Origin of the sequence: Pseudorhodoferax aquiterrae (genome assembly GCF_014652235.1) — a bacterium.
GTDB lineage: Bacteria > Pseudomonadota > Gammaproteobacteria > Burkholderiales > Burkholderiaceae_C > Pseudorhodoferax > Pseudorhodoferax aquiterrae.
In genome coordinates this window covers 92,521-114,894 of sequence record NZ_BMYK01000001.1, presented here as the reverse complement: position 1 = coordinate 114,894, position 22,374 = coordinate 92,521, and the positions used below count along the sequence as shown (strand labels likewise).

The following is a 22,374-nucleotide window of genomic DNA, read 5'->3' as shown; positions in this document are numbered from 1 at the left end:
ACATGAGCGCTTCATTCCTGCAGGCAGTCTTCAGCGGCCTGGCACTGGGCAGCATCTACGCGCTGGTCGCGCTGGGGTTCAACATCACCCACAACACGACCAGGACCTTTAACTTCGGCCAGGGCGAGTTCCTGGTGGCCGGCGCCTACGTGGCCGTCTCGGCCGTGCTGCTGCTGGCCGGCAAGCCGATCACGGGCGCACTGGCCGAGATCGACGTCACGCCGGGCCGCTACCTGGCCGCGCTGGCGATCTCCATCCTGGTGCTGGGCGCCCTGGGCGTGCTGCTCTACCACGCGGCCGTCAAGCCCTTCGTGGGCCAGGGCGGGCTGGCCTGGGTCATGAGCACCATCGGCTTCGGCATCATCATCCAGAACACGGCGCTCGCCATCTGGGGCCCGGCCCCGCTGGTCATGCCCTCGCCGCTGGGCAACCAGGTGATCCGCATCGGCGGCGCCGGCGTGCTGCCGCAGGAGATCATGGTGCTGGTGGCCAGCATCGCGGTCATGGCCTGCCTGGACTTCGTGATGCGCAAGACCAGGATCGGCAAGGCCGTGCGCGCGGTCGCGCACAGCGGGCCGGCCGCCACGCTGATGGGCATCAACGTCTCGGCCATCGTGGTGCTGGCCTTCGTGGTCAGTTCGGCGCTGGCCGGCCTGGCGGGTCTGTTGATCGCGCCCATCACCACGGCCTCGGTGTTCATGGGCCTCACGCTCGCGCTCAAGGCCTTCTCGGCCGCCATCGTGGGCGGGCTCAACAACGCGCGCGGCTGCATGCTGGGCGGCTTCCTGCTCGGCTTGATCGAGGCCATGGTCGGGCTCTGGCAGGCCGAGCTGCGCGAGATCAGCGTCTTCCTGCTCATCATCCTGGTGCTGGTCTTGAAACCCGAAGGCCTGCTGGGCCGCCGCCTGGTGGAGAAGGTCTGATGGCGATCGGCAAAGGACATGCGGCCGGCGTGGCGCTCGCCATCGCCGCCATCGCGCTGGCGCCGGTGCTGGTCACCAACGGCTTTCACCTCAAGGTGCTGTTCCTGATCGGCGTGAACTACCTGGCCGCCGCGGGGCTCAACGTGCTGGTCGGCCACACGGGCCAGAAGTCGCTGGGCCATGCCGGTCTCTTCGCGGTAGGCGCCTACACCGCCGCGCTGCTGACGGCGCGGCTGGGCTGGAACCCCTGGCTGGCCTTCGTGGCCGCGGGCGCCATGGCCGGGCTGTTCGGCGTGCTGATCGCGCTGCCCGCACTGCGCGTGCGCGGCCCGGCGCTGGCCATGGTCACGATCGGCTTCGGCATCGTGGTCGAAAAGGTGGTTTCGGAGTGGCAGGACCTGTTCGGCGGCCAGGCCGGCATCTACGGCGTGGTGCCGCCCTCCATCGCCGGCAGCGCGCTCAACGACGGCCAGTGGGTCTGGTTCGTCGGTGCGCTGGGCATCGTGGCGCACTTGACGATCCGCGCGCTGCTCCACGGCAAGTACGGCCGGGCCTTCATGGCCGTCAACACGGCCGAGGTGGCGGCCGAGAGCGTGGGTGTGTCGGTCTACAAGTTCAAGGTGCTAGCCTTCGTCATCAGCGCCGTGACCTGCGGCCTGGCCGGCGCACTGATCGCGCAGCAGAACCAGTACATCAACTCGGACTTCATCACCTTCAACCTGTCGATCTTCTTCCTGTTGATCGTGCTGTTCGGCGGCAGCTCGGTCTACGGGCCGCTGGTGGGCGCGGTGGTGCTCACGCTGCTGGACGCCTTCCTCGCGCGCTGGCCCACGGCCCAGCACTTCACCTACGGTGCGCTGCTGCTGTTCGCGCTGTACGCCATGCCCGACGGCCTGTCCGGCGCGCTGGGCCGGCTCGGGAAGAAGCTGGTGCCCGCGCTCGCGCGCCGGCCCGTGCGGCCGGTGCCTGGCCAGCCATGGAAGCTCCGGGCCGGCGAGCGGCTGCCGGCCGAGCAGGCGCTGCTGCTCGCCCAGGGCGTGCACAAGGCCTATGGCGGCGTGGTGCCGACCAACAACGTGGACCTGCGGCTCACGACAGGCCACATCCATTCGCTGATCGGTCCCAACGGCGCGGGCAAGACCACGTTGCTCAACATCCTGTCGGGTGTCAATCCGCCCGACCGTGGCCGCATCGATTTCGCCGGCCGGAGCATCGTGCAGATGGCGCCCTGGCGCATCTGCGCGCTGGGCCTGGGCCGCACCTTCCAGAACCTCAAGCTGTTCAACGACATGTCGGTGCTGGACAACGTGAAGGTGGGCCTGCACCGGCACCTGCCGGCCGGCTTCTGGGCCTGCCTGCTGGGCCTGCCGAGCGCCCAGCGTGCCGAGCGCGCGGCGCGCGACGAGGCGCTGCAGATCCTCGCGCTGCTGGGCCTTTCGGACAAGGCCGACGAGGTGGCCGGCAGCCTGCCCTACGGCCTGCAGCGCCGGCTGGAACTGGCCCGCGCGCTGGCCACGCACCCGCGCCTGCTGCTGCTCGACGAGCCGGCCGCGGGCCTGAACCCGCAGGAGACGCAGGATCTGGTCGGCGTGATCGCGAAGATCCGCGACCTGGGCGTCACCGTGCTGCTGATCGAACACCACATGGACCTCGTCATGGCGATCTCCGACCACGTGATCGTGCTGGACTACGGCGAGAAGATCGCCGAAGGCCAACCCGCCGCCGTGCAGAACGACCCGCGCGTGATCGCGGCCTACCTGGGCACGGACGAGCCCGACGAGGACGACGAGGAACTGGAGGCCGCCCATGGCTGAGCCGCTGCTCCACATCGATGCGCTGCAAGTGCGCTACGGCGCGATCGAGGCGCTCAAGGGCATCTCGCTGCAGGTGCAGGCCGGCGAGGTCGTGACCATCATCGGCGGCAACGGCGCGGGCAAGAGCACGCTCATGAAGGCCATCTCAGGGCTGGAGCCGGCCTGCGCGGGCAGCATCCGCTTCGCAGGCCAGGACATCACGCGCGTGCCGGGCCACCAGCGCGTGGCCCTGGGCATCGCCCAGTCGCCCGAGGGCCGCCAGGTGTTCGCGGACCAGAGCGTGCGCGACAACCTGGTGCTGGGCGCCTACCACCGCAAGGCCACGGCGGCCGAGATCGAGGCCGACATCCAAGCGCAATTCACGGCCTTCCCGCGGCTGCGCGAACGCCAAGACCAGCTGGCCGGCACCATGTCGGGCGGCGAACAGCAGATGCTGGCCATCGCGCGTGCGCTGATGGCCAAACCCAAGCTGCTGCTGCTCGACGAGCCCTCGCTGGGCCTGGCGCCGCTGATCGTCAAGGAGATCTTCGGCATCGTCCGCGGGCTCAAGACGCAGGGCGTGACCATCCTGCTCGTCGAGCAGATGGCCAACCAGGCGCTGGCCGTGGCCGGGCGCGGCTACGTGCTGGAGACCGGGCGCATCACGCTGCAAGGGCTGGGACGCGCGCTGCGGCGCGATCCGCAGGTGCGGGCGGCCTACCTGGGCAAACATTGATGGACACCTTCGACTACGTGATCGTCGGCAGCGGCGCTGCCGGCGCGATCCTCGCCGCCCGCCTGGGCGAAGACCCCACGCTCTCGATCTGCGTGCTCGAAGCCGGCCCGCGCGACTGGCATCCCTGGCTGCATGTGCCGGCCGGTTTCATCAAGGTGCTGTTCAACCCCGACTTCACCTGGCAGTTCAGCTCCGAGCCCACAGACTGGACGGGCGGACGCCGCGTGCCGTTGCCCCAGGGCCGCACGGCGGGCGGCTCCACCGCCATCAACGGCCTGGTCTACAACCGCGGCCAGGCGGAGGACTACGACGGCTGGGCCGCCCAGGGCAACCCGGGCTGGAGCTTTGCGGATGTGCTGCCCTACTTCCAGCGCACGGAGCGCCGCATCGGCCCCGGCGACGACGCGCTGCGCGGACGCCGCGGCCCGGTGGCCGTGACCGACATCGACTGGAAGCACCCGGTCTGCGAGGCCTTCCTCGCAGGCGCGGAAGAACTCGGCCTGCCGCGCAACTCCGACTACAACGGCGCCACGCAAGCCGGCGTGGGCTACTTCCAGCGCACCATCCACCACGGCCTGCGCCAGGGCACGGCCCCGACCTTCCTGACGCCGGCCCTGCGGCGCGGCAACGTCACGCTGCGCAGCAACGCCCAGGCCACCGGCATCGTGTTCGACGGCCTGCGCGCCACGGGCGTGCGCGTGCGGCGCGGCGGTGCCCACGGCCGCACCGAGCTCGTGCGCGCACGGCGCGAGGTCATCGTCTGCGCGGGCGCCGTCAACACGCCCAAGCTGCTCCAGCTCTCGGGCATCGGACCGGCCGAGTGGCTGCAGCGTGCGGGCATCCCGGTGCGCCATGCGCTGCCCGGCGTGGGCCAGCACCTCAAGGACCATTTCTCGGTGCGCCTGGTGGCACGCGCGAAGAACGCCGTGACCATCAACGAACTCGCGCGCGCCCCGCGGCTGTGGCACCAGGTCGCGCGCTGGCTCGCGGGCCGGCCCAGCATCCTCGCGCTGAGCCCCTCGCTCGCGCACTTCTTCTGGCAGTCGCGGCCCGGCCTGGCGCGGCCCGACCTGCAAGGCGTGTTCGCGCCGGCCAGCTACCGCGCGGGCTACGTGGGCATGCTGGACGACTACCCTGGCATGACCTGCGGCGTCTGGCAGCACCGGCCGCACAGCAGCGGCTGGGTGCGCCTGGCCTCGAACGACCCGTTCGCCGACCCCGTGCTGCAGCCCAACTACCTGGCCCACGCGGAGGACCGCCGCGTGCTGCTGGACGGCGTGCGGCTGGCGCGCAGGCTGCTGCAGACGCGCGCGCTCGCGCCCTACGTCGCAGCGGAAACCATGCCCGGCCCGGACGTGCAGGCCGAGGACGAACTGCTGGACTACGTGCGGCGCTACGGTGTCTCGTCCTACCACCTCAACGGCACGGCGCGCATGGGCCCGGCCAGCGATGCCATGGCCGTGGTCGACGCCCAGCTGCGCGTGCACGGCCTGCAGGGCCTGCGCGTGGCCGATGCCTCCGCCATGCCCGAGATCCCCTCGGCCAACACCTGCGCCGCTGCGATGATGATCGGCGAGAAGGCGGCCGATCTTGTGCGCGCCCATCCCCTGCAACCATGATCGACATCGTCCAGCATCCGACCCTGCACCAGGCCCTGGCGGCCGCCGCCCAGGCCTACGGCGCCAACAGCCTGCTCGCCATCCCCGCGAACCCCCAGCGCAGCTACCTGCAAGACGGGCTGGAGCTGAGCTTCGCGCAGATGCACGCCGAGGTGATGGCACTGGCCGCGCGCTACGCTGCGGCCGGTTACGGGCATGGCCACCGCGTCGCGCTCTTGCTCGAGAACCGGCCCGAGCACCTGTTGCACAAGCTCGCGCTGAACAGCCTCGGCGCCTGCTGCGTGCCCGTGAACCCCGACTACCGCCCGCGCGAGCTGGCTTACCTCATCGACCACGCGCGGGTGGACCTCGTGGTGCTGCTGGACAGCCGCCTGGACGCGCTGCGCGCTGCGCTGGCCGAATCCAGCCACCAGCCGCCGTTCGCCACCCCCGATGCCACGCTGCCGCCAGCCGCGCGCGACCCGCTGCCCGGCAGCGTGCACGGCGACACGCCGGCCAGCATCCTCTACACCTCGGGCACGACGGGCCGGCCCAAGGGCTGCATCCTGTCGCACCGTTACGAGCTCGCGTCCGGCCACGCCTACGCGACGCGCGGCGGGCTCGCGAGCTTCGGCGAAGGCACGGAGCGCATCTACAACCCGCTGCCGCTGTTCCATGTCAACGCCTCGGTGGTCTCGTTCCCGGGCGCGCTGCTCACAGGCAACTGCCAGGTGCAGGCCGACCGTTTCCAGCCCGCGCGCTGGTGGACCGAGGTGCGCGAAAGCCGCGCCACCGTGGTGCACTACCTGGGCGTGATCGCGCAGATGCTGTGGGCCCAGCCGCCCGGGCCGCAGGACCGCGACCACGCCGTGCGCTTCGGCTACGGCGCTGGCGTGGAGCCGCAACTGCACGCGGCCTTCGAGGCGCGCTTCGGCTTTCCGCTGATCGAGCTCTGGGGCATGACCGAGATGGTGCGCATCCTGAGCGACAACCACGCGCCGCGCCAGGTCGGCACGCGGGCCTTCGGCCGCGCACTGCCCGGCATCGAGGTGCGCGTGGTCGACGACGCCGACCGCGACGTGGCGGGCGAGGCGCCCGGCGAGATGGTGATCCGCCACAGCGCCGCCACGCCGCGGCAGGACTTCTTCTCGGGCTACCTCGACGACCCCGCCGCCACCGAAGCCGCCTGGCGCGGCGGCTGGTTCCACACCGGCGACATCGTGTGGCGCGACGCCACGGGCATGCTGCACTTCGTGGACCGGCGCAAGAACATCGTGCGCCGCTCGGGCGAGAACATCGCCGCGGCCGAGGTGGAGGCCATGCTGCTCACGCACCCTGCGGTGGAACAGGTGGCCGTGATGGCGCTGCCCGACGAGGTGCGCGAGGAAGAGGTGCTGGCCTGTGTGGTGCTCCGACCCGGCCTGGAGCGCAGCGAAGCCACGGCACGCGCGCTGTTCGACCACTGCAGCGCCCAGCTGGCCTACTACAAGGCGCCCGGCTGGGTCTGGTTCACCGACGCGATCCCGACCACGGCTACGCAGAAGATCCAGAAGCACAGCCTGTTCCCGGCCGGCACTGACCCGCGCCAGCTGCCGGGCATGCTGGACCTGCGCGCGCTCAAGAAGCGGCGCTGAGCTGGGGCAGCACCGCCCGCAGCGCGGGCGCGAAGCGCGGGTCCAGCACCGTTCCCACGTTGAAGCGCGACCAGGGCGACTCCGCTTCGGGATCGACGCTGAAGATGCGGCCCGGCGCCATCATGACCTGGCGTTCCAGCAGGGCCTCGGCCAGTGCCAGCGCATCCGGCACGCCGGGCAGCCGCGCCCAGAGGAACAGCGAGGCCGGCGTCTGTGCGAACAGCTCGGCACCCAGGCCCTGGAGCAGCGCCTGCGCGCGCGCCGTGGCCTCGGCCACGCGCCGGCGCAGATGGGCCAGATGGGCCAGGTACTGGCGCTCGCCCAGCAGCATCTCCACCGTGCGCTCGCAGTACTCCGAGCTGCTCACATGCACCAGGGCCTTGAGGTCTGCCAGGTCGCTGGCCAGATCGGCGCTGCAGGCGATGAAACCCACGCGCAGCGCGGCCGACAGCGACTTGGAGAAGCTGCCCACGTAGAGCGTGCGCTCCAGTCCGTCCAGCGCCGCGAGCCGCGTGGATTGCGGCGGCTTGAAGTCGGCCAGCGGATCGTTCTCGACGATGAAGAGGTTGTGCTGGCGCGCCAGCGCGAGCACGCGCTGCGCCACCGCGGGCGCCAGGTCCGAGCCCGTCGGGTTGTGCGCCAGCGACTGCGTGAAGAACACGCGCGGGCGGTGCCGCAGCAGCAATTGCTCCAGCGCCTGCGGGTCGGGGCCATCGGGCGTGCGCGGCACGCCCACCGTGCGCGCGCCGGCCAGGTGCAGCTTGCCGAACAGCGGGTAGTAGCCCGGGTCGTCCGCCAGCACCACGGCGCCGGGCGGCACGAAGTAGCGCACGATGATGTCCATGGCCTCGTTGGCGCCGTGCGTGAGCACGGTCTGCCGCGTGCCGGCCGCGATGCCGAAATCCGCCAGCCGGCGCACCAGGCGCTGGCGCAGCGGCTCGTAGCCGAAGCGGTTGCCGTAGCGGAACAAGGTGCCCAGGCCGCCGCGCGCGACCTTGTGGTGGTGCCGGTCGAGCCGGGCGCCGGCCAGCCATTCGACCGGCGGGAAACCGTCGCCCACGTTGAGTTGGCCCGGCTCCTCGCGCAGCTGGTTGCGCATGAGCCAGACGATGCCCATGGCCCGGCCCAGCGAGCCGGCTTCGTCCTCGGTCGGCACCGCAGCCCGTGCGGGCGCCTTGACGAAGAAGCCGGCGCCGCGGCGCGGCTCGACCAGGCCGCGCGCGACCAGCAACTCGAAGGCCGCCACCACGGTGTTCTTGCCCAGCCCGCGCTGGCCTGCCAGCGCGCGCAGCGAGGGCAGCTTGTCGCCGGCGCGGAAGGCGCCTTCGAGGATCTGGCGCTCCAGCGTGTCGGCCAGTTGGACGAAGATGGATTCGGTGGGCGGCATGGGCGCAGCTGTTCCGGCGAACTGTACCTGTGCGCGCGGGTACAGCCACCCCAGAATGCCGCGGCATCGACACACCACCGGAGACACCCATGGGCAGCGACTCGCGCCTTCCGAACTTCCGCGCGCTGAGCCCGGCGCAGCGGCTGGACCACATCGCCCAGGCCACCGGGCTCAGCGCCGAGGAGCGTGCGCTGCTCGAGCAGCCCGGCGCGCTGCGCCTGGACCTGGCCGACGGCATGATCGAGAACGTGATCGGCCGCTTCGAGCTGCCGCTGGCCGTGGCCGGCAACTTCCAGATCAACGGCCGCGACGTGCTCGTGCCCATGGCCGTGGAGGAGCCCTCCGTCGTGGCCGCGGCCTCGTTCATGGCCAAGCTGGCCCGCGAGGGCGGTGGCTTCGAGACCTCCAGCAGCCTGCCGCTCATGCGCGCGCAGGTGCAGGTGCTGGGCCTCAGCGACCCGCAGGGCGCGCGCCAGGCCCTGCTGCGCCGCCGCACGGAGATCCTGGCCACGGCCAACGCGCGCGACAAGGTGCTGACCGGCCTGGGCGGAGGCTGCCGCGACATCGAGGTCCAGGTCTTCCCCGACACGCCGCGCGGCCCCATGCTCGTGCTGCACCTGATCGTGGACGTGCGCGACGCCATGGGCGCCAACACCGTCAACACCATGGCCGAGGCCGTGGCGCCCCAGGTCGAGCAGATCACGGGCGGGCGGGTGCGGCTGCGCATCCTGTCCAACCTGGCCGACCTGCGGCTCGCGCGCGCGCGCGTGGTGCTGTCGCCTGAAACGCTGGCCACGCCCGAGCGCCGCGGCGAGGACATCGTCGAGGGCATCCTCGATGCCTACGCGTTCGCCGCCGTCGACCCCTACCGCGCGGCCACGCACAACAAGGGCATCATGAACGGCATCGACCCCGTGGTCGTGGCCACCGGCAACGACTGGCGCGCCGTGGAAGCCGGTGCCCATGCCTATGCCGCCCGCAACGGCCGCTACACCTCGCTGACCTGCTGGGAGAAGGACCGGGCCGGCCGCCTGGTGGGCAGCATCGAGATGCCCATGCCGCTGGGCCTGGTGGGCGGGGCGACCAAGACGCATCCGCTGGCGCGGCTGGCGCTGAAGATCATGGGCGTGCAGTCGGCCCAGGAACTGGCCGAAACCACCGTGGCCGTTGGGCTCGCGCAGAACCTGGGCGCCCTGCGCGCGTTGGCCACGGAAGGGATCCAGCGCGGCCACATGGCGCTGCACGCGCGCAACATCGCGCTTGTCGCCGGCGCCTCGCGCGCGCAGGTGGACGCGATCGCCGCACGCATGGTGGCCGAGGGGGACGTGCGCGTGGACCGCGCCGCGGCGCTGCTCCAGGAGCTGGGCGGCGGCACCTGACTCAAGACTGCGCCGCGCGCGCCGATAAGCCCGGTGACCATGCGCTTTCTGCCGATTCCCCTGTTGCTTGCCTGTGCCTGCGCCACCGCGGCCGAATGGACCGAGCTGCCGCTGCCCGCGAGCAGCGGCATGACCGTCTACCAGGAGCCCGGCACCGAGCGCTCACGCCACAACCCGTTCGTCGGGACCTTCCTGCCCAACCCGCGCCAGTCGTGGTTCCTGGTGGACTATGCGGTGCCACACCGCTGGGGGCTGTACGAGGTGCGCTCGTTCAAGCAGCGGCTGGAGTTCGACTGCAAGGACTTCAGCATGCGCTTGCTTGCGCGGCTCTACTACGAAGGCCCGATGGGCCAGGGCCGCGTGCTCGTCAGCGAGCGCGAATCGCGCCATTTCACGGCCATCGTGCCCGGCGAGCCGGAAGAGGCCATGCACCGCGCGGCCTGCGCCTACCTCCGCAGGGATGAACAGCTGGCCGCGGCGCCCGTCGCGGCACCGCCGGCCGAGCCGGTGGCCCCGCCGCCCGCACCGGCAGCGCAACCCCTGCCCGTCCACACCCCGCTGGAGCCTGAAGCCCCCAAGCGCTGAGGCCTACGGCGCGCCCAGGGCCGTCAGCACGGCCACGCTCATGGCCTGCACGCTGGTCTTGATGGACGGCTCCGGCACGGGCGCGAAAAAGGGCGAGTGGTTGAACGGCAGCGGCTTGCCGCCCGGCTTCATCGCGGCCGCCACGTCCTCGGGCTTTGATACGCCGACGAAGAACATCATGCCGGGCACGCCCGCGTTGAGGAACTCCGAGAAGTCCTCGCTGGCCGTGATGGGCGGCACCTGCGCGACCTGCACGCCGGGCAGCGCGGCCTTGAGCGCGGCCGTGGTGCGCTCGACCACGGCAGCGTCGTTGACGATGGCCGCGCCGCCGGGCACGAGCTCCACCTGCGGCTCGGGCGCGCCGCCCATGGCCGCGGCCGCCAGCGCCGTGCGGCGGATGCCGGCCAGCAGCTTCTCGCGCACCTGCGGCTGGTAGGAACGGATGGTGCCGCGCAGCACCACGGTGTCCGGGATGATGTTGCCCACCGTGCCGCCCTGCACCGCGCCGATGGTCACCACGCCGAACTCGGCCGGGTCCTTCTCGCGGCTGACCACGGTCTGCACGTCGGTGATGAAGCGCGCCGCGATGGTGATCGGGTCGATGGTCTTGTCGGGCGCCGAGCCATGGCCGCCGCGGCCCTTGAAGATGATCTCCAGCGCGTCGGAGTTCGAGCTGGTCGGACCGGACCGGTAGCCGACGAAGCCGTAGGGCGAGGGCGAGCTGTGCAGCGCGAACGCGAAATCGGGTTTGGGAAAGCGCGTGAACAGGCCGTCGGCCAGCATGGCCTTGGCGCCCGAGACGGTCTCCTCTGCAGGTTGGGCGACGAACATCAGCGTGCCCTTCCACTGGCTTTTGAGCGCGACCAGCGTGCGCGCCGCGCCGACCCAGCTGGCCATGTGCAGGTCGTGCGCGCAGCTGTGCGCGACGAAGGTCTCGCGGCCCGCGTACTGGGCCTTCACCTGGCTTGCGTAGGGCAGGCCGGTCTTCTCCTCCATCGGCAGCGCGTCCAGTTCGGTACGCACCAGCACCGTGGGGCCGGCGCCGTTGCGCAGCAGCGCCACCACGCCCGTGCCGCCCACCTTCTCGGTCACCTCGAAGCCCAGCTTGCGCATCTCCTCGGCCATCTTCGCGGCCGTGCGCACCTCCTGGAAGGCGAGCTCGGGATGGGCGTGCAGATCCTTGTAGAGCGCTTCTAACGCGCCGTACATGCCGTTGACGAGCGGCGCGACCTGCTGCTGCGTCTGCGCCGTGGCGCAGCCCGCGGCCAGGCCCAACAGGCCGGCCAGCACGCTCAGGCGGAGGGAGGGTTTGGACATCTTGTTGTTCCTTCTTCGGTTGTCAAACACGTTCGAGCACGACGGCGATGCCCTGGCCCACGCCGATGCACATGGTGCACAGCGCGTAGCGGCCGCCGCTCCTGTGCAGCTGGTTCACGGCCGTGGTGGCCAGGCGCGCGCCGCTGGCGCCCAGCGGGTGGCCCAGCGCGATGGCGCCGCCGTTGGGGTTCACGCGCGGGTCGTCGTCGGCGATGCCCAGCGCGCGCAGCACCGCCAGGCCCTGGGCCGCGAAGGCCTCGTTGAGTTCGATCACGTCCAGCTGCGCGAGCGCGATGCCGGTCTGCGCCAGCACCTTCTGCGTTGCCGGCGCCGGGCCGATGCCCATCACGCGCGGCGCCACGCCGGCCGTGGCCATGCCGACCACGCGGGCCCTGGGCGTGAGGCCGTGAAAAGCCGCGCTCTTTTCGTCGGCCAGCAGCAGCGCGCAGGCACCGTCGTTGACGCCGCTGGCGTTGCCGGCCGTCACGCTGCCGTCGGGCCGCACCACGCCCTTGAGCATGGCCAGCGCCTCCAGGCTGGTTTCGCGCGGGTGCTCGTCCTTCGTCACGGCGAGGGCGTCGCCCTTCTTCTGCGGCACCAGCACGGGCGTGATCTCGGCATCGAAGAAGCCGGATTGCTGCGCCGCCACGGCCTTCTGCTGGCTGGCCAGCGCCATGCGGTCCTGCACCTCGCGGCCGATCTTGTGCTCCATGGCCACGTTCTCGGCCGTCTCGGGCATGGAGTCCACGCCGTAGAGATCCTTCATGCGCTTGTTGACGAAGCGCCAGCCGATGGTGGTGTCGTAGACCGCGTTGGCGCGGCTGAAGGCGGTGTCGGCCTTTGGCATCACGAAGGGCGCGCGGCTCATGCTTTCCACGCCGCCGGCGAGCATCAGGCCGGCCTCGCCGGCGCGGATCGCGCGCGCCGCGCTGCCCACCGCGTCCAGGCCCGAACCGCAGAGCCGGTTGATGGTCGCGCCGGGCACCTCGATGGGCAGGCCGGCCAGCAGCGCCGACATGCGCGCCACGTTGCGGTTGTCCTCGCCGGCCTGGTTGGCGCAGCCATACAGCACGTCCGTCAGGGCCTGCCAGTCGACCTTGGGGTTGCGCGCCATGAGCGCCTTGATCGGCACGGCGCCGAGGTCGTCGGCGCGCACGCCGGACAGCGCACCGCCGTAGCGGCCGAAGGGGGTGCGGATGGCATCGCAGATGAAGGCCTGGCTGCTCACGGTGGTCTCCTCGGCAAAGGGGGTTCGCAGGTCATTCTAGGCAGGCCCTCGCCCCGGGAAGACCCGCATGCTAGGCTCGGCCGCATGTTCAATCCCTCGCAAGCGGACGTGCGCCGCTTCTTCTGCGGCGCGCACGCCAAGGCCGTCGCCGGCCAGCCCATGGAGGCCATCGAGACCCTGGCCAGCCAGTGGATCGCCGAGCATCCCGAATACCACGCCGACCTGCTGGATGCGGACGCGGCCGTGGCCCGCGTCTACGACGGCCAGGACGGGCAGCAGAACCCGTTCCTGCACCTGTCCATGCACCTGTCGATCAGCGAGCAGTGCTCGATCGACCAGCCGCGCGGCATCCGCCAGGCCGTCGAACTGCTGGAGCGGCGGCGCCGCTCGCTGCACGACGCCCACCACGAGGTCATGGAATGCCTGGGCCGCATGATGTGGGAGAGCCAGCGCGCCGGCCGGCCGCCCGATGGCCAGGCCTACATCGACTGCGTGCAGCGCCGCGCCACGCAGGATTGACATGAAAAAGCCCGCACGTGGCGGGCTGTGTCCGGCAGGCCTTGGCCTTACTTCTGCGAAGTGCGAAAGCGCGACTCGGGCACGACCTGCAGGCCGCCTTCCAGGCTGGCCAGGTAGTTCGCGATGGACTTGAGTTCGGCGTTGGAGAACTGCTTGGCCAGCGGCGCCATCACGCCGTTGGAGCGGCCGACGAGGCCCGTGCTGGCACCGGTCTTGTAGGCCTTCAGCGCGACGAACAGGTAGTCGGCATGCTGGCCCGCGATCTTGGGGTAGCTGCCGTCGATGGGCTTGGCGAAGTTGGCGCCATGGCAGGACACGCAGGCGCCCTTTTGCAGCAGCGCGGCGACCTGGGCACTGGGCTCCTTGGCCTGCTCGGGCGGCGTGGGCGCGTCTTCCACGTGGGTGCTGTAGAAGGCCGCGAGGTCGGCGATGTCCTGGTCGGTCAGGGACTCGGCGATGCCGCGCATGGACGGATGGCGCCGGTCGCCGGTCTTGTAGGCGTTGAGCGCCGCCGCGATGTAGGGAGCGCCCTGGCCCGAGATCTTGGGCACCTTGTAGACCTCGGGAAAGGCCGTCTGGTAGCCGACGATGCCGTGGCAACCGATGCACATGTCGGCTTTGCCCAAGCCGGCTTTGGGGTCTCCTTTGATTTGCTGGGCCATCGCGGGAAGGCCCAAAGCCGTCACCGATGCGACAGCCATTGCAAACACCGTGGTCTTCAATTTATTCATTTTGCGCGCACAATCTCAAGTGAAATCAGGCCGGATGCAGCAATCGAGTATAGCCGGCACGTCTCCCAATCCCCCCCTCCAGACTCCATGAAATTCCAAGGCTCGAACAACTACGTTGCCACGCAAGATCTGATGCTGGCAGTGAATGCGGCCGCCACGCTCAAGCGTCCGCTGCTGGTCAAGGGCGAGCCCGGCACGGGCAAGACCATGCTGGCCGAGGAAGTGGCCAGCGCGCTGAACCTGCCGCTGCTGCAATGGCACATCAAGTCGACCACCAAGGCCCAGCAAGGCCTGTACGAGTACGACGCGGTGAGCCGCCTGCGCGATTCGCAGTTGGCGGACGTGGACGGCGGGGAGCGTGTGAAGGACATCCACAACTACATCGTCAAGGGTGTGCTGTGGCAGGCCTTCACGGCCGAGCAGCCGGTGGCGCTGCTGATCGATGAGATCGACAAGGCCGACATCGAGTTTCCGAACGACCTGCTGCGCGAACTCGACCGCATGGAGTTCTATTGCTATGAAACCCGCGAACTGATCCGCGCCAAACACCGGCCGCTGGTTTTCATCACCTCGAACAACGAAAAGGAATTGCCCGACGCATTTCTGCGCCGCTGCTTTTTCCACTACATCAAGTTCCCCGATGCGGCGACCATGCAGCAGATCGTGGACGTGCACTTCCCGGGCCTCAAGAAGGAGCTGCTCACGGCAGCGATGAAGACCTTCTACGACGTGCGCAACCTGCCCGGCCTCAAGAAGAAGCCCTCGACCTCCGAACTGCTGGACTGGCTCAAGCTGCTGGTGGCCGAGGACATCCCGGCCGAGGCGCTGCAGAGCAAGGACGACAAGGTGGCCGTGCCGCCGCTGGTGGGGGCGCTGCTCAAGAACGAACAGGACGTGACGCTGTTCGAGAAGCTGGTGTTCATGCAGCGGAACAACCGCTGAGCGCCCGCGACACCGTGCGAGGAGCCCAGGCATGCTGATCGACTTCTTCTACACCCTGCGCTCGGCCAAGCTGCCGGTCTCGGTCAAGGAATACCTGATGCTGCTCGACGCGGTCAAGCAGGGCGTGGTCGGGCCGGCCAGCCCCGACGGCGCCTACGCGATCGACGACTTCTACTACCTGTCGCGCACCGCCCTGGTGAAGGACGAGAAGCACTACGACAAATTCGACCGCGCCTTCGCCGCCTACTTCAAGGGCGTGGAGATGCTGGCAGACTTCACCAAGGACATCCCGCTCGAGTGGCTACGCAAGAACCTCGAGCTCGAGCTCTCGCCCGAAGAGAAGGCCAAGATCGAGAAGATGGGCTGGGACGAGCTCATGGAGACGCTCAAGAAGCGCTTCGAGGAGCAGAAGGAGCGGCACGAAGGCGGCAGCAAGTGGATCGGCACGGGCGGCACCTCGCCCTTCGGCGCCAACGGCTTCAACCCGCAGGGCATCCGCATCGGCCAGGAGAAGGGCCGCAACAAGAGCGCCGTGAAGGTCTGGGACCAGCGCGCCTACAAGGACTACGACGACAGCCAGGAACTGGGCACGCGCAACATCAAGGTGGCGCTGCGCCGGCTGCGCAAATTCGCGCGCGAAGGGCTGGCCGAAGAGCTGGACCTGGACGACACCATCCGCTCCACGGCTGCCAACGCCGGCTACCTGGACATCAAGATGGTGCCCGAGCGCCACAACAACGTGAAGGTGCTGCTGCTCATGGACGTGGGCGGCACCATGGACGAGCACATCGCGCGCGTGGAGGAATTGTTCTCGGCCACCAAGACCGAGTTCAAGCACCTGGAGTTCTACTACTTCCACAACTGCGTCTACGACTTCATGTGGAAAAACAACCGCCGGCGCTTCTCCGAGAAGTTCCCGACCTGGGACATCATCCGCAAGTACAACAAGGACTACAAGCTCATCTTCGTGGGCGACGCGACCATGAGTCCTTACGAAATCTTGCAACCTGGCGGCAGCGTGGAATACAACAACGAAGAGCCCGGCGCCGAGTGGTTGCAGCGCCTCACGCACGCGTTTCCCAAGTTCGCGTGGATCAATCCCGAGCCCCAGGGGGTATGGCAATACCGCCAGAGCATCAGCGTGATCCAGCAGCTCATGGGCAACAGGATGTATCCCCTGACGCTCAAAGGGCTCGAGGAAGCCATGCGCCTGCTGTCAAAATGATTTGATGTTCTTGGCGGTGGCGAAGCGTGCGCCGGCCTCGTGGCCGGCGTTTTTGTTGGTGGCGGTTCTGGTGCTTCCGGGATGCGGCCTGCTCCGCCCCGCCCCCGAACCGACACCGGCCAACGCCAGTGGAGCCGACGGCACCCAGGTCATGCCCAGCGAGGCCGCCGCCAAGGATGCGGACAAGTCCGAGCGCGATGGCCGTCGCGACAACTTCACGGTCGAGGTGCGCGGCCCCGACCCCGCACGCGAGCTGCTCGAGACCCACCTGGATCTGCAGCGCTACCGCCGGCTCGACGACCTGTCCCTGGCCGAGATCTCGCGCCTGATGGCCGCGGCCGAGCCCAACGCGCGCCAGTTGCTGGGCACGCTGGGCTACTTCACGCCGACGCTGACGCTGGAGCTGCAGGACACCCCCGGCGGCGAGCGCGCCGACCATGCCATCCTCATCACGGTGGAGCCCGGCCCCATCACGCGCGTGGGCGAGGTCAAGCTGGACTTCAGCGGCGCCATCGCCGCCGAGAACTCGCAGGCCGAACGCCGGCGCCAGGCCATCGAACGCAACTGGTCGCTGCGCAGCGGCGCCGAATTCACCCAGTCCGGCTGGGACGGGGCCAAGAGCGCGGCCCAGCGCCAGCTCACGGCGCGGCGCTACCCGCTGGGCCGCATCGCCGACAGCCGTGCCCAGGTCGATGCCGACCGGCAGCTGGCCGACCTCGGCGTGCAGTTCGATTCGGGCCCGGCCTACCGCTTCGGCGATCTGCAGATCCGCGGCAGCGAACGCTACAGCCCGCTCAACGCGGTGCGCATCGCGCAGCTGCCCACGGGCCAGGAGTACGACCAGCAAAAGCTCCTGGACACGCAGGCGCGACTGGCCTCCAGCGGCTTTTACGAATCGGTGTTCCTGACGCTGGACACGGACGGCACCGATCCCCAGAACGTGCCCGTGATCGCCCAGGTGCGCGAAGCGCCCCTGCAAAAGCTCGTGTTCGGCGTGGGCTACACCACCGACACCGGCCCCCGGCTGTCGGTGGACCACATCCACAACAAGATCCCGCTGCTGGACTGGCGTGCCGTGTCGCGCCTGTCGCTGGACAACAAGAACCAGTCGCTGGGCACCTCGCTGTTCGGCCTGCTGGACGCGCGGCTGTGGCGCTGGTTCGGCAGCGGGCTGGTGCAGCGCGAGCGCTCGGGCAGCTTCGACGTGCTCTCGGGCAGCCTGCGCTACGGTCGCAGCAAGTCCACCGACCACATCGACCGCAGCTACTTCGCGCAGTACGACTACGCGCGCAGTTCCGGCGCCAACGCGCCGCCGCCGGCCTCCACCGTGAGCCTGAACTGGGGCTGGACCGGCCGCTACTTCGACAACAACAGCCGGCCGCGGCGCGGCCAGGGCCTGCAGATCGAGGCCGGCGTGGGCACCACGCTGCTGGGCGGCCAGTACCCCTACACGCGCACGGTGGCGCGCTGGCTGGGCTACGTGCCGCTGTACCAGGTGCGCGCGGGCGGTGCCACGGAGGCCGAGTCGCGCGCGCGCCGCGCCCGATTGCAGCTGCGTGCCGAAGCGGGTGCGGTGGTCGCGGCCGACGCGGCGCAGATCCCGTCCACCCAGTTGTTCCTGACCGGCGGCGACACCACGGTGCGCGGCTTCGGCTACCGCCAGATCGGTGCGAGCTATGTCAACGACACCACGGTGGCCGGCCGCTACATGGCGGTCGGCAGCGTGGAGCTGCAGCACCCCATCGTCTGGAACGGCGCGCTGACCGACTTCGAGGCCGTGGCCTTCGTCGACACCGGTTCGGTGGCCGACCGCGCGGCCGACTTCCAGTACAAGGTCGGCGCCGGCGGCGGCATGCGCTGGTACAGCCCGGTCGGGCTGGTGCAGGCCGACATCGCCCACGGCTTCGGCGAGGGCGGCATCAGCATCCATCTGCGGCTGGGGTTCACGTTCTGATGGCGTCGTCCACGCCCCCGGCCTCCCCCACGCCGCCGCGGCCGCGCCGGCGCCTGCTGCGCGCCCTCGGCTGGACGGCGGCCGGCCTGGGCACGGCGCTCGTCGGGCTGGGCGCCTACGGCTGGTGGTGGAGCGGCCAGCCGCAGTCGCTGCCTACCGTGCTCGCGTTCGCCAGCCGCCACCTGCCGGCCGGCCAGACGCTGCAGACCCGCGACGCCGAGGGCGCGCTGCGCCAGGGCGGTCGCATCGCCTGGCTGCGCTGGCAGGGCCCGGCCATGGCCGTCGAAGTGACCAACCTGCAGCTGCGCTGGCAGCTGCGGCCGCTGCTGTCGCGCCGTGTGCAGGTCGACCAGTTGCAGATCGGCAAGCTGCAGCTCGTGCCCGGCGCGCCGCAGCCCGAGCAGCCGCCGGCCGAGCCGCTGCAGCAGCTGGTGCTGCCGGTGGACATCGAACTGCCATTCGACGTGCGCGAGATCGTCTACGGCGCCGACCCGACCGCCCCCACGCTGACGGTGAAGGCGCTGGCCGGCCGCTACCGCTACGCGGGCGGCAGCCACCAGCTCCAGCTCGACGGCGTGGAAGTGGCCGACGGCCGCTACCAGGGCCAGGTCACGCTGCAGGGCGCCGCGCCCATGGCCCTCGATGCGCAGCTGCGCGGCGCGATCCGCGCGCCCATGGTCGAGGGCAGCGCGCCGCTGACGGTGCAGGCCGAGGCCACGGTGCGCGGGCAGCTCGCGCAGCCGGACGGGCAACTCAAGATCACGGGCCAGGTGGCCCCGGCCGGCGGCGACGAAGGCATGCGCGCCACGCTGGACGCCGACATCGCGCCCTGGCAACACCAACCCGTGCTGCGCGCACTGGCCGATTTCCAGCGCATCGATGCCGCGCGCTTCGTGCCCGGCGCGCCACGCACCGACCTGTCGGGCACGCTGCGCGCCGGCCCCGTGGCGCCCGCGACGCCTGGCGCCCCCACGGCCTGGCAGGCCGAGCTGCAGGCGCGCAATGCCTTGCCCGGCCCTTGGGACAAGCAAGGCCTGCCACTGGCCGGCGTGCAGGCCACGGCCCGGCTGGACGGCCAGGACTGGACCGTGCCGCAGGCCGAACTCGAACTCGGCAAGGGCCGCGTCGCGCTGCAGGCCCGCTACAGCCCGCAGCCCCTGCGCTGGCAGGCCGAGGCGCGCATCGAAGGCATCCAGCCTGCGCTGCTCTACTCCACGCTGGACGCCTCGCCCGTCTCGGGCACGGCCAAGGCCGACCAGCAGGACGCCGTGGTCCGCTTCGATGCCGGCCTGCAGGCCGCCGCCGCACGTGCCGGTGTACCGGCCGCGCCGCGGCTGGACCTGCTGCAGGCGCGCGGCCTGTACCGCACCGCCACGCAACAGCTGGAGCTCGACGCGCTGCGCGTCGATGCCGGCCCAGCGCGTGTCGCGGGCCAGCTGCGTGCGCAACTGGACACGCGGGCCGGCGCCGGCAAGCTCGAGCTGCAGGCCCCCGGCCTGCAGGCCCGCCTCGAAGGCGACGTCGCCGCCACGCGCGGCCAGGCCCAGGCCCGCGTGGACCTGCGCGACGCTGCGGCCCTGCAGCGCTGGCTGTCCAGCCTGCCCGGGCTGGAGCAGGCCTTCGCAGGCGCGTCGGTGGCCGGCAACGCGCAGCTAGACCTGCGCTGGCAAGGCGGCTGGGCCCAGCTGCAGCAGCAGCTGGCGCAGCCCTCCACCGTGCAGCGCGGCCTGGCCATCGAACTGGCGCTGGCCGCGCCGCGGCTGGACCTGCAACTGCCCGGCGCCGACCCCGCCACGCCCCAGTCCATCGCGCTGCGCGACATCGCGGCGCGGCTGTCCGGCAACCCCGCCGATGCCCAGCTGGCCGTGGACGGGCGCGCCGCCATGGGTCCGCAGCAGATCCGGCTGCGCACGCGCGCCAGCGGTGGCATCGCGGGCCGCGAGCAGTGGCGCCTGGCCGTCAGCGAGCTGCAGGCCTCGGCCAGCGGTGTGGCCGGCGGCACCGACCAGCAGCCCTGGCAGCTGTCGCTGCAGCAGCCGTTGTCGGCCATGCTGCGCCGCGGTGCATCCCCGCTCTGGCAGCTCGATGCATCGGCCAGCAGTGCCACGCTGCGAGGCCCCGGTCCGGACGCGCTGCAGTTGCAATGGCAGCCGCTGCTGCTGGCGCAGACGGCGGCCACGCCCACGCCGGCCTGGCAAGTGCGCGGCAGCGGCCGCGTGCTGGGCCTGTCCATGGCCTGGGCCGAGGCGCTGGCACCCCAGATGGCGCAAAGCGGCATCGGCGGCGACCTGGTGTTCGACGGCGACTGGGCCATCGACACCACCGGCCCCTTGCGCGCCAGCGCCAGGCTGGTCCGGCGCAGCGGCGACCTGCTCGTGCGCGCCGGCGAGGGCGCGCTGGTCCGGCGCATCCACACCGAGGGCACGGGCACGCCGCGCGAAACCACCATCGACAACGGCCGCCCGGCCGATGCGCCGGCCACGCCGGCCGGCATCCAGCGCGCCGAGCTCACGGTCGACGCCCAGGGCGAGGACGTGCGCGCCCAGCTGTTCTGGAACAGCACGCGCGCCGGTGAGGCGCAGGCCGACGTGCGCACGCGCATCGCCGCGGCCGGCGGCGGCTTCGCCTGGCCCGCGGACGCCCCGTTGTCCGGGCGGCTCACGGCGCGCGTGCCCAACGTGGGCGTGTGGTCCATGTTCGCGCCGCCGGCCTGGCGCATCGACGGCACGCTGGCGGCCGATGCGTCATTGGCCGGCACGCGCAGCGCGCCGCAATGGAACGGCACGCTGTCGGCCGACGGCCTGGCCGTGCGCGCGGCAGTGGAAGGCGTGGAACTCAAGGACGGCCGGCTCCGCGCGCGGCTGCAGGGCAACCGCCTGACGCTGGACGAGCTGACGCTCAAGGGTGGCGCCGCCAGCCGCGTGCGCATCGCCGGTCCGGCCGGCAACCTCAGCACGGTCAGCAGCGAGGCAGCGCGCGACGGCGGCGAGCTGCGCCTGTCGGGCAACGTGCAGTGGGATCCCGCGGCCGCCGACCGGTCCGGCATCGCAATGGACCTGAACGCCCAGCTGCGCAGCCTGCGCGTGCTGGTGCGCAGCGACCGCCAGGTCACGGTTTCGGGCCAGTTGCAGGCCGGCATGGACCAGGGCCAGATCCGTGTGCGCGGCGCGCTGACGACCGACCGCGGCGTGGTCATCCTGCCCGACGAGACCGCGCCCACGCTGGGCAGCGACGTCAGCGTCCGTTCGGCCGCGATCGACGCGGAGGCCCGCGCGCGCCAGGCGCGCGAGAAGGCCAGCGCCGATGCCGCGGCCGCCAAGCAGGCCAAGGCCCAGCCGGCCAAGCCCCCGGACATCGCCGTGAGCCTGGACATGGGCCGCGACTTCGCGGTCCAGGGCCACGGCCTGACCACGCGCCTGGGCGGCAGGATCGACATCGTGGCCAACGCCAACAGCGGTGGCCAGCCCCGTGTGACGGGCCAGATCCAGACCGTGAACGGGCGCTACCGCGCCTACGGCCAGCAGTTGGACGTGGAATCGGGCGTGGCCAACTTCAACGGCCCCTACGACAACCCCTCGCTCAACATCCTCGCGATCCGGCCCAACCTGGAGCAGAAGGCCGGCGTGCAGATCACGGGCACGGCCCAGTCGCCGCGCGTGGCGCTGTACTCCTCGCCGCAGCTGACCGACGCCGAGACGCTGTCCTGGATGCTGCTGGGCCGCTCCACGGCCGGCGGCGGCGCCGAGGCCGCCGTCATGCAGCAGGCCGCACTGGCGCTGTTGGGAGGCTTCGGCCCCAAGGGCGGCGGTGGCAACTTCGCCAGCCGCTTCGGCCTGGACGAGATCGGCTTCAAAGGGGCGACCACGGGCGAGGACGCCAGCGGCTCGGCGCTCACGCTGGGCAAGCGCCTGACCGACCAGATCTACGTGACCTACGAGGCCAGCCTGGCCGGCAGCCTGGGAACCCTCTACATCTTCTACGACCTCACGCGCAACCTCGCGCTGCGCGGCCAGGCCGGTCTCAAGAGCGGCGTGGACCTGATCTACACGCTGAGCTACGACTGAGGGGTGCCCGGTGCGGGGCCCCTACAATGCGCGCCCGCGCCTCCTCGTAGTTCAATGGATAGAACGAGTGCCTCCTAAGCGCTAGATACAGGTTCGATTCCTGTCGAGGGGACCAGGCGACCCCTGGCCGCCGGGCGCCTCACCGCAGGCGCGCCGCAGCGCCACAAGCCTGCACAGGCCGCGATCACTTCACTCCCACCATGGCTGCGCGTCAAACCGCAGTCGAAGAGCCGGACCAAGGCGCCGTGTCAGCGGATGTAGGAGATTTCCGATGACGGCCACTCTTACAGGAATCCGGCCCGGATCCGTCCTTGCCGACGGTCCTTTTCTGACCATCAACATCTCGAACTGCGGTCTCG

The 22,374-nt window shown here is 70.8% G+C and carries 16 protein-coding genes and 1 tRNA gene; 13 read left to right on the top strand and 4 right to left on the bottom strand.

Annotated features, from left to right (window positions below; translation table 11 throughout):
* Window positions 1-2: 2 nt before the first annotated feature.
* From IE209_RS00495 to IE209_RS00475, 5 genes are read left to right on the top strand one after another with little or no spacing between them, the layout of a single operon-like run.
* The gene (locus IE209_RS00495) at window positions 3-923 is read left to right on the top strand and encodes a branched-chain amino acid ABC transporter permease (protein WP_189685078.1); all 921 of its coding nucleotides are present in this window, start codon (window positions 3-5) and stop codon (window positions 921-923) included.
* The gene (locus tag IE209_RS00490) at window positions 923-2,737 is read left to right on the top strand and encodes a branched-chain amino acid ABC transporter ATP-binding protein/permease (protein WP_189685077.1); all 1,815 of its coding nucleotides are present in this window, start codon (window positions 923-925) and stop codon (window positions 2,735-2,737) included. The genes IE209_RS00495 and IE209_RS00490 overlap by 1 nt, the downstream gene beginning before the upstream one ends.
* Window positions 2,730-3,452 carry an ABC transporter ATP-binding protein gene (locus IE209_RS00485; protein ID WP_189685076.1) on the top strand — a complete coding sequence of 241 codons (723 nt, stop codon included), beginning with the start codon at window positions 2,730-2,732 and terminating at the stop codon, window positions 3,450-3,452. The genes IE209_RS00490 and IE209_RS00485 overlap by 8 nt, the downstream gene beginning before the upstream one ends.
* Window positions 3,452-5,071 (top strand): GMC family oxidoreductase, encoded by a 1,620-nt coding sequence (locus tag IE209_RS00480; protein WP_189685075.1) that lies wholly within the window; start codon window positions 3,452-3,454, stop codon window positions 5,069-5,071. The genes IE209_RS00485 and IE209_RS00480 overlap by 1 nt, the downstream gene beginning before the upstream one ends.
* The gene (locus IE209_RS00475) at window positions 5,068-6,684 is read left to right on the top strand and encodes an AMP-binding protein (protein ID WP_189685074.1); all 1,617 of its coding nucleotides are present in this window, start codon (window positions 5,068-5,070) and stop codon (window positions 6,682-6,684) included. Before IE209_RS00480 ends, IE209_RS00475 begins: the two co-directional genes overlap by 4 nt.
* On the opposite strand, the gene IE209_RS00470 is transcribed toward IE209_RS00475, so the two are convergent.
* Entirely contained in the window at window positions 6,668-8,071 is a 1,404-nt protein-coding gene (locus IE209_RS00470; protein WP_189685073.1) for an aminotransferase-like domain-containing protein, read from the bottom strand. The genes IE209_RS00475 and IE209_RS00470 overlap by 17 nt on opposite strands.
* 89 nt (window positions 8,072-8,160) lie before the next feature.
* Here IE209_RS00470 and IE209_RS00465 point away from each other — a divergent pair, with 89 nt between their 5' ends.
* Window positions 8,161-9,450, top strand: coding sequence for a hydroxymethylglutaryl-CoA reductase, degradative (locus IE209_RS00465; RefSeq protein WP_189685072.1), 1,290 nt, complete (start codon window positions 8,161-8,163; stop codon window positions 9,448-9,450).
* 39 nt (window positions 9,451-9,489) lie between these two features.
* Window positions 9,490-10,035: a surface-adhesin E family protein gene (locus IE209_RS00460; RefSeq protein WP_189685071.1), complete on the top strand. Its 546-nt coding sequence runs from the start codon at window positions 9,490-9,492 to the stop codon at window positions 10,033-10,035.
* 3 nt (window positions 10,036-10,038) lie between these two features.
* Here the strand turns inward: IE209_RS00460 and IE209_RS00455 are convergent, their stop codons facing one another.
* Together IE209_RS00455 and pcaF are read right to left on the bottom strand one after the other, a co-directional pair.
* Window positions 10,039-11,352, bottom strand: coding sequence for an amidohydrolase (locus IE209_RS00455; RefSeq protein WP_189685070.1), 1,314 nt, complete (start codon window positions 11,350-11,352; stop codon window positions 10,039-10,041).
* 22 nt (window positions 11,353-11,374) lie between these two features.
* Window positions 11,375-12,580 carry a 3-oxoadipyl-CoA thiolase gene (gene pcaF, locus IE209_RS00450; RefSeq protein ID WP_189685069.1) on the bottom strand — a complete coding sequence of 402 codons (1,206 nt, stop codon included), beginning with the start codon at window positions 12,578-12,580 and terminating at the stop codon, window positions 11,375-11,377.
* Between the two features lie 84 nt (window positions 12,581-12,664).
* Here pcaF and IE209_RS00445 point away from each other — a divergent pair, with 84 nt between their 5' ends.
* Window positions 12,665-13,099, top strand: a complete 435-nt coding sequence (locus tag IE209_RS00445) for a DUF1841 family protein (RefSeq protein ID WP_189685068.1) — start codon at window positions 12,665-12,667, stop codon at window positions 13,097-13,099.
* A gap of 47 nt (window positions 13,100-13,146) precedes the next feature.
* On the opposite strand, the gene IE209_RS00440 is transcribed toward IE209_RS00445, so the two are convergent.
* Window positions 13,147-13,830 (bottom strand): c-type cytochrome, encoded by a 684-nt coding sequence (locus IE209_RS00440; RefSeq protein ID WP_189685067.1) that lies wholly within the window; start codon window positions 13,828-13,830, stop codon window positions 13,147-13,149.
* An 87-nt stretch (window positions 13,831-13,917) separates the two neighbouring features.
* Between IE209_RS00440 and IE209_RS00435 the strand changes: the two genes are divergently transcribed.
* From IE209_RS00435 to IE209_RS00415, 5 genes are all read left to right on the top strand, one after another.
* Entirely contained in the window at window positions 13,918-14,772 is an 855-nt protein-coding gene (locus IE209_RS00435; RefSeq protein ID WP_145544800.1) for an AAA family ATPase, read from the top strand.
* A 31-nt stretch (window positions 14,773-14,803) separates the two neighbouring features.
* Window positions 14,804-15,997: a vWA domain-containing protein gene (locus IE209_RS00430; RefSeq protein ID WP_145544799.1), complete on the top strand. Its 1,194-nt coding sequence runs from the start codon at window positions 14,804-14,806 to the stop codon at window positions 15,995-15,997.
* A gap of 4 nt (window positions 15,998-16,001) precedes the next feature.
* On the top strand, window positions 16,002-17,951 hold the full coding sequence (locus IE209_RS00425; protein WP_189685066.1) for an autotransporter assembly complex protein TamA: 1,950 nt from the start codon (window positions 16,002-16,004) through the stop codon (window positions 17,949-17,951).
* Window positions 17,951-22,015, top strand: coding sequence for a translocation/assembly module TamB domain-containing protein (locus IE209_RS00420; protein WP_189685065.1), 4,065 nt, complete (start codon window positions 17,951-17,953; stop codon window positions 22,013-22,015). Before IE209_RS00425 ends, IE209_RS00420 begins: the two co-directional genes overlap by 1 nt.
* A 40-nt stretch (window positions 22,016-22,055) precedes the next feature.
* Window positions 22,056-22,130 (top strand) — tRNA-Arg (locus tag IE209_RS00415).
* Window positions 22,131-22,374 lie beyond the last annotated feature (244 nt).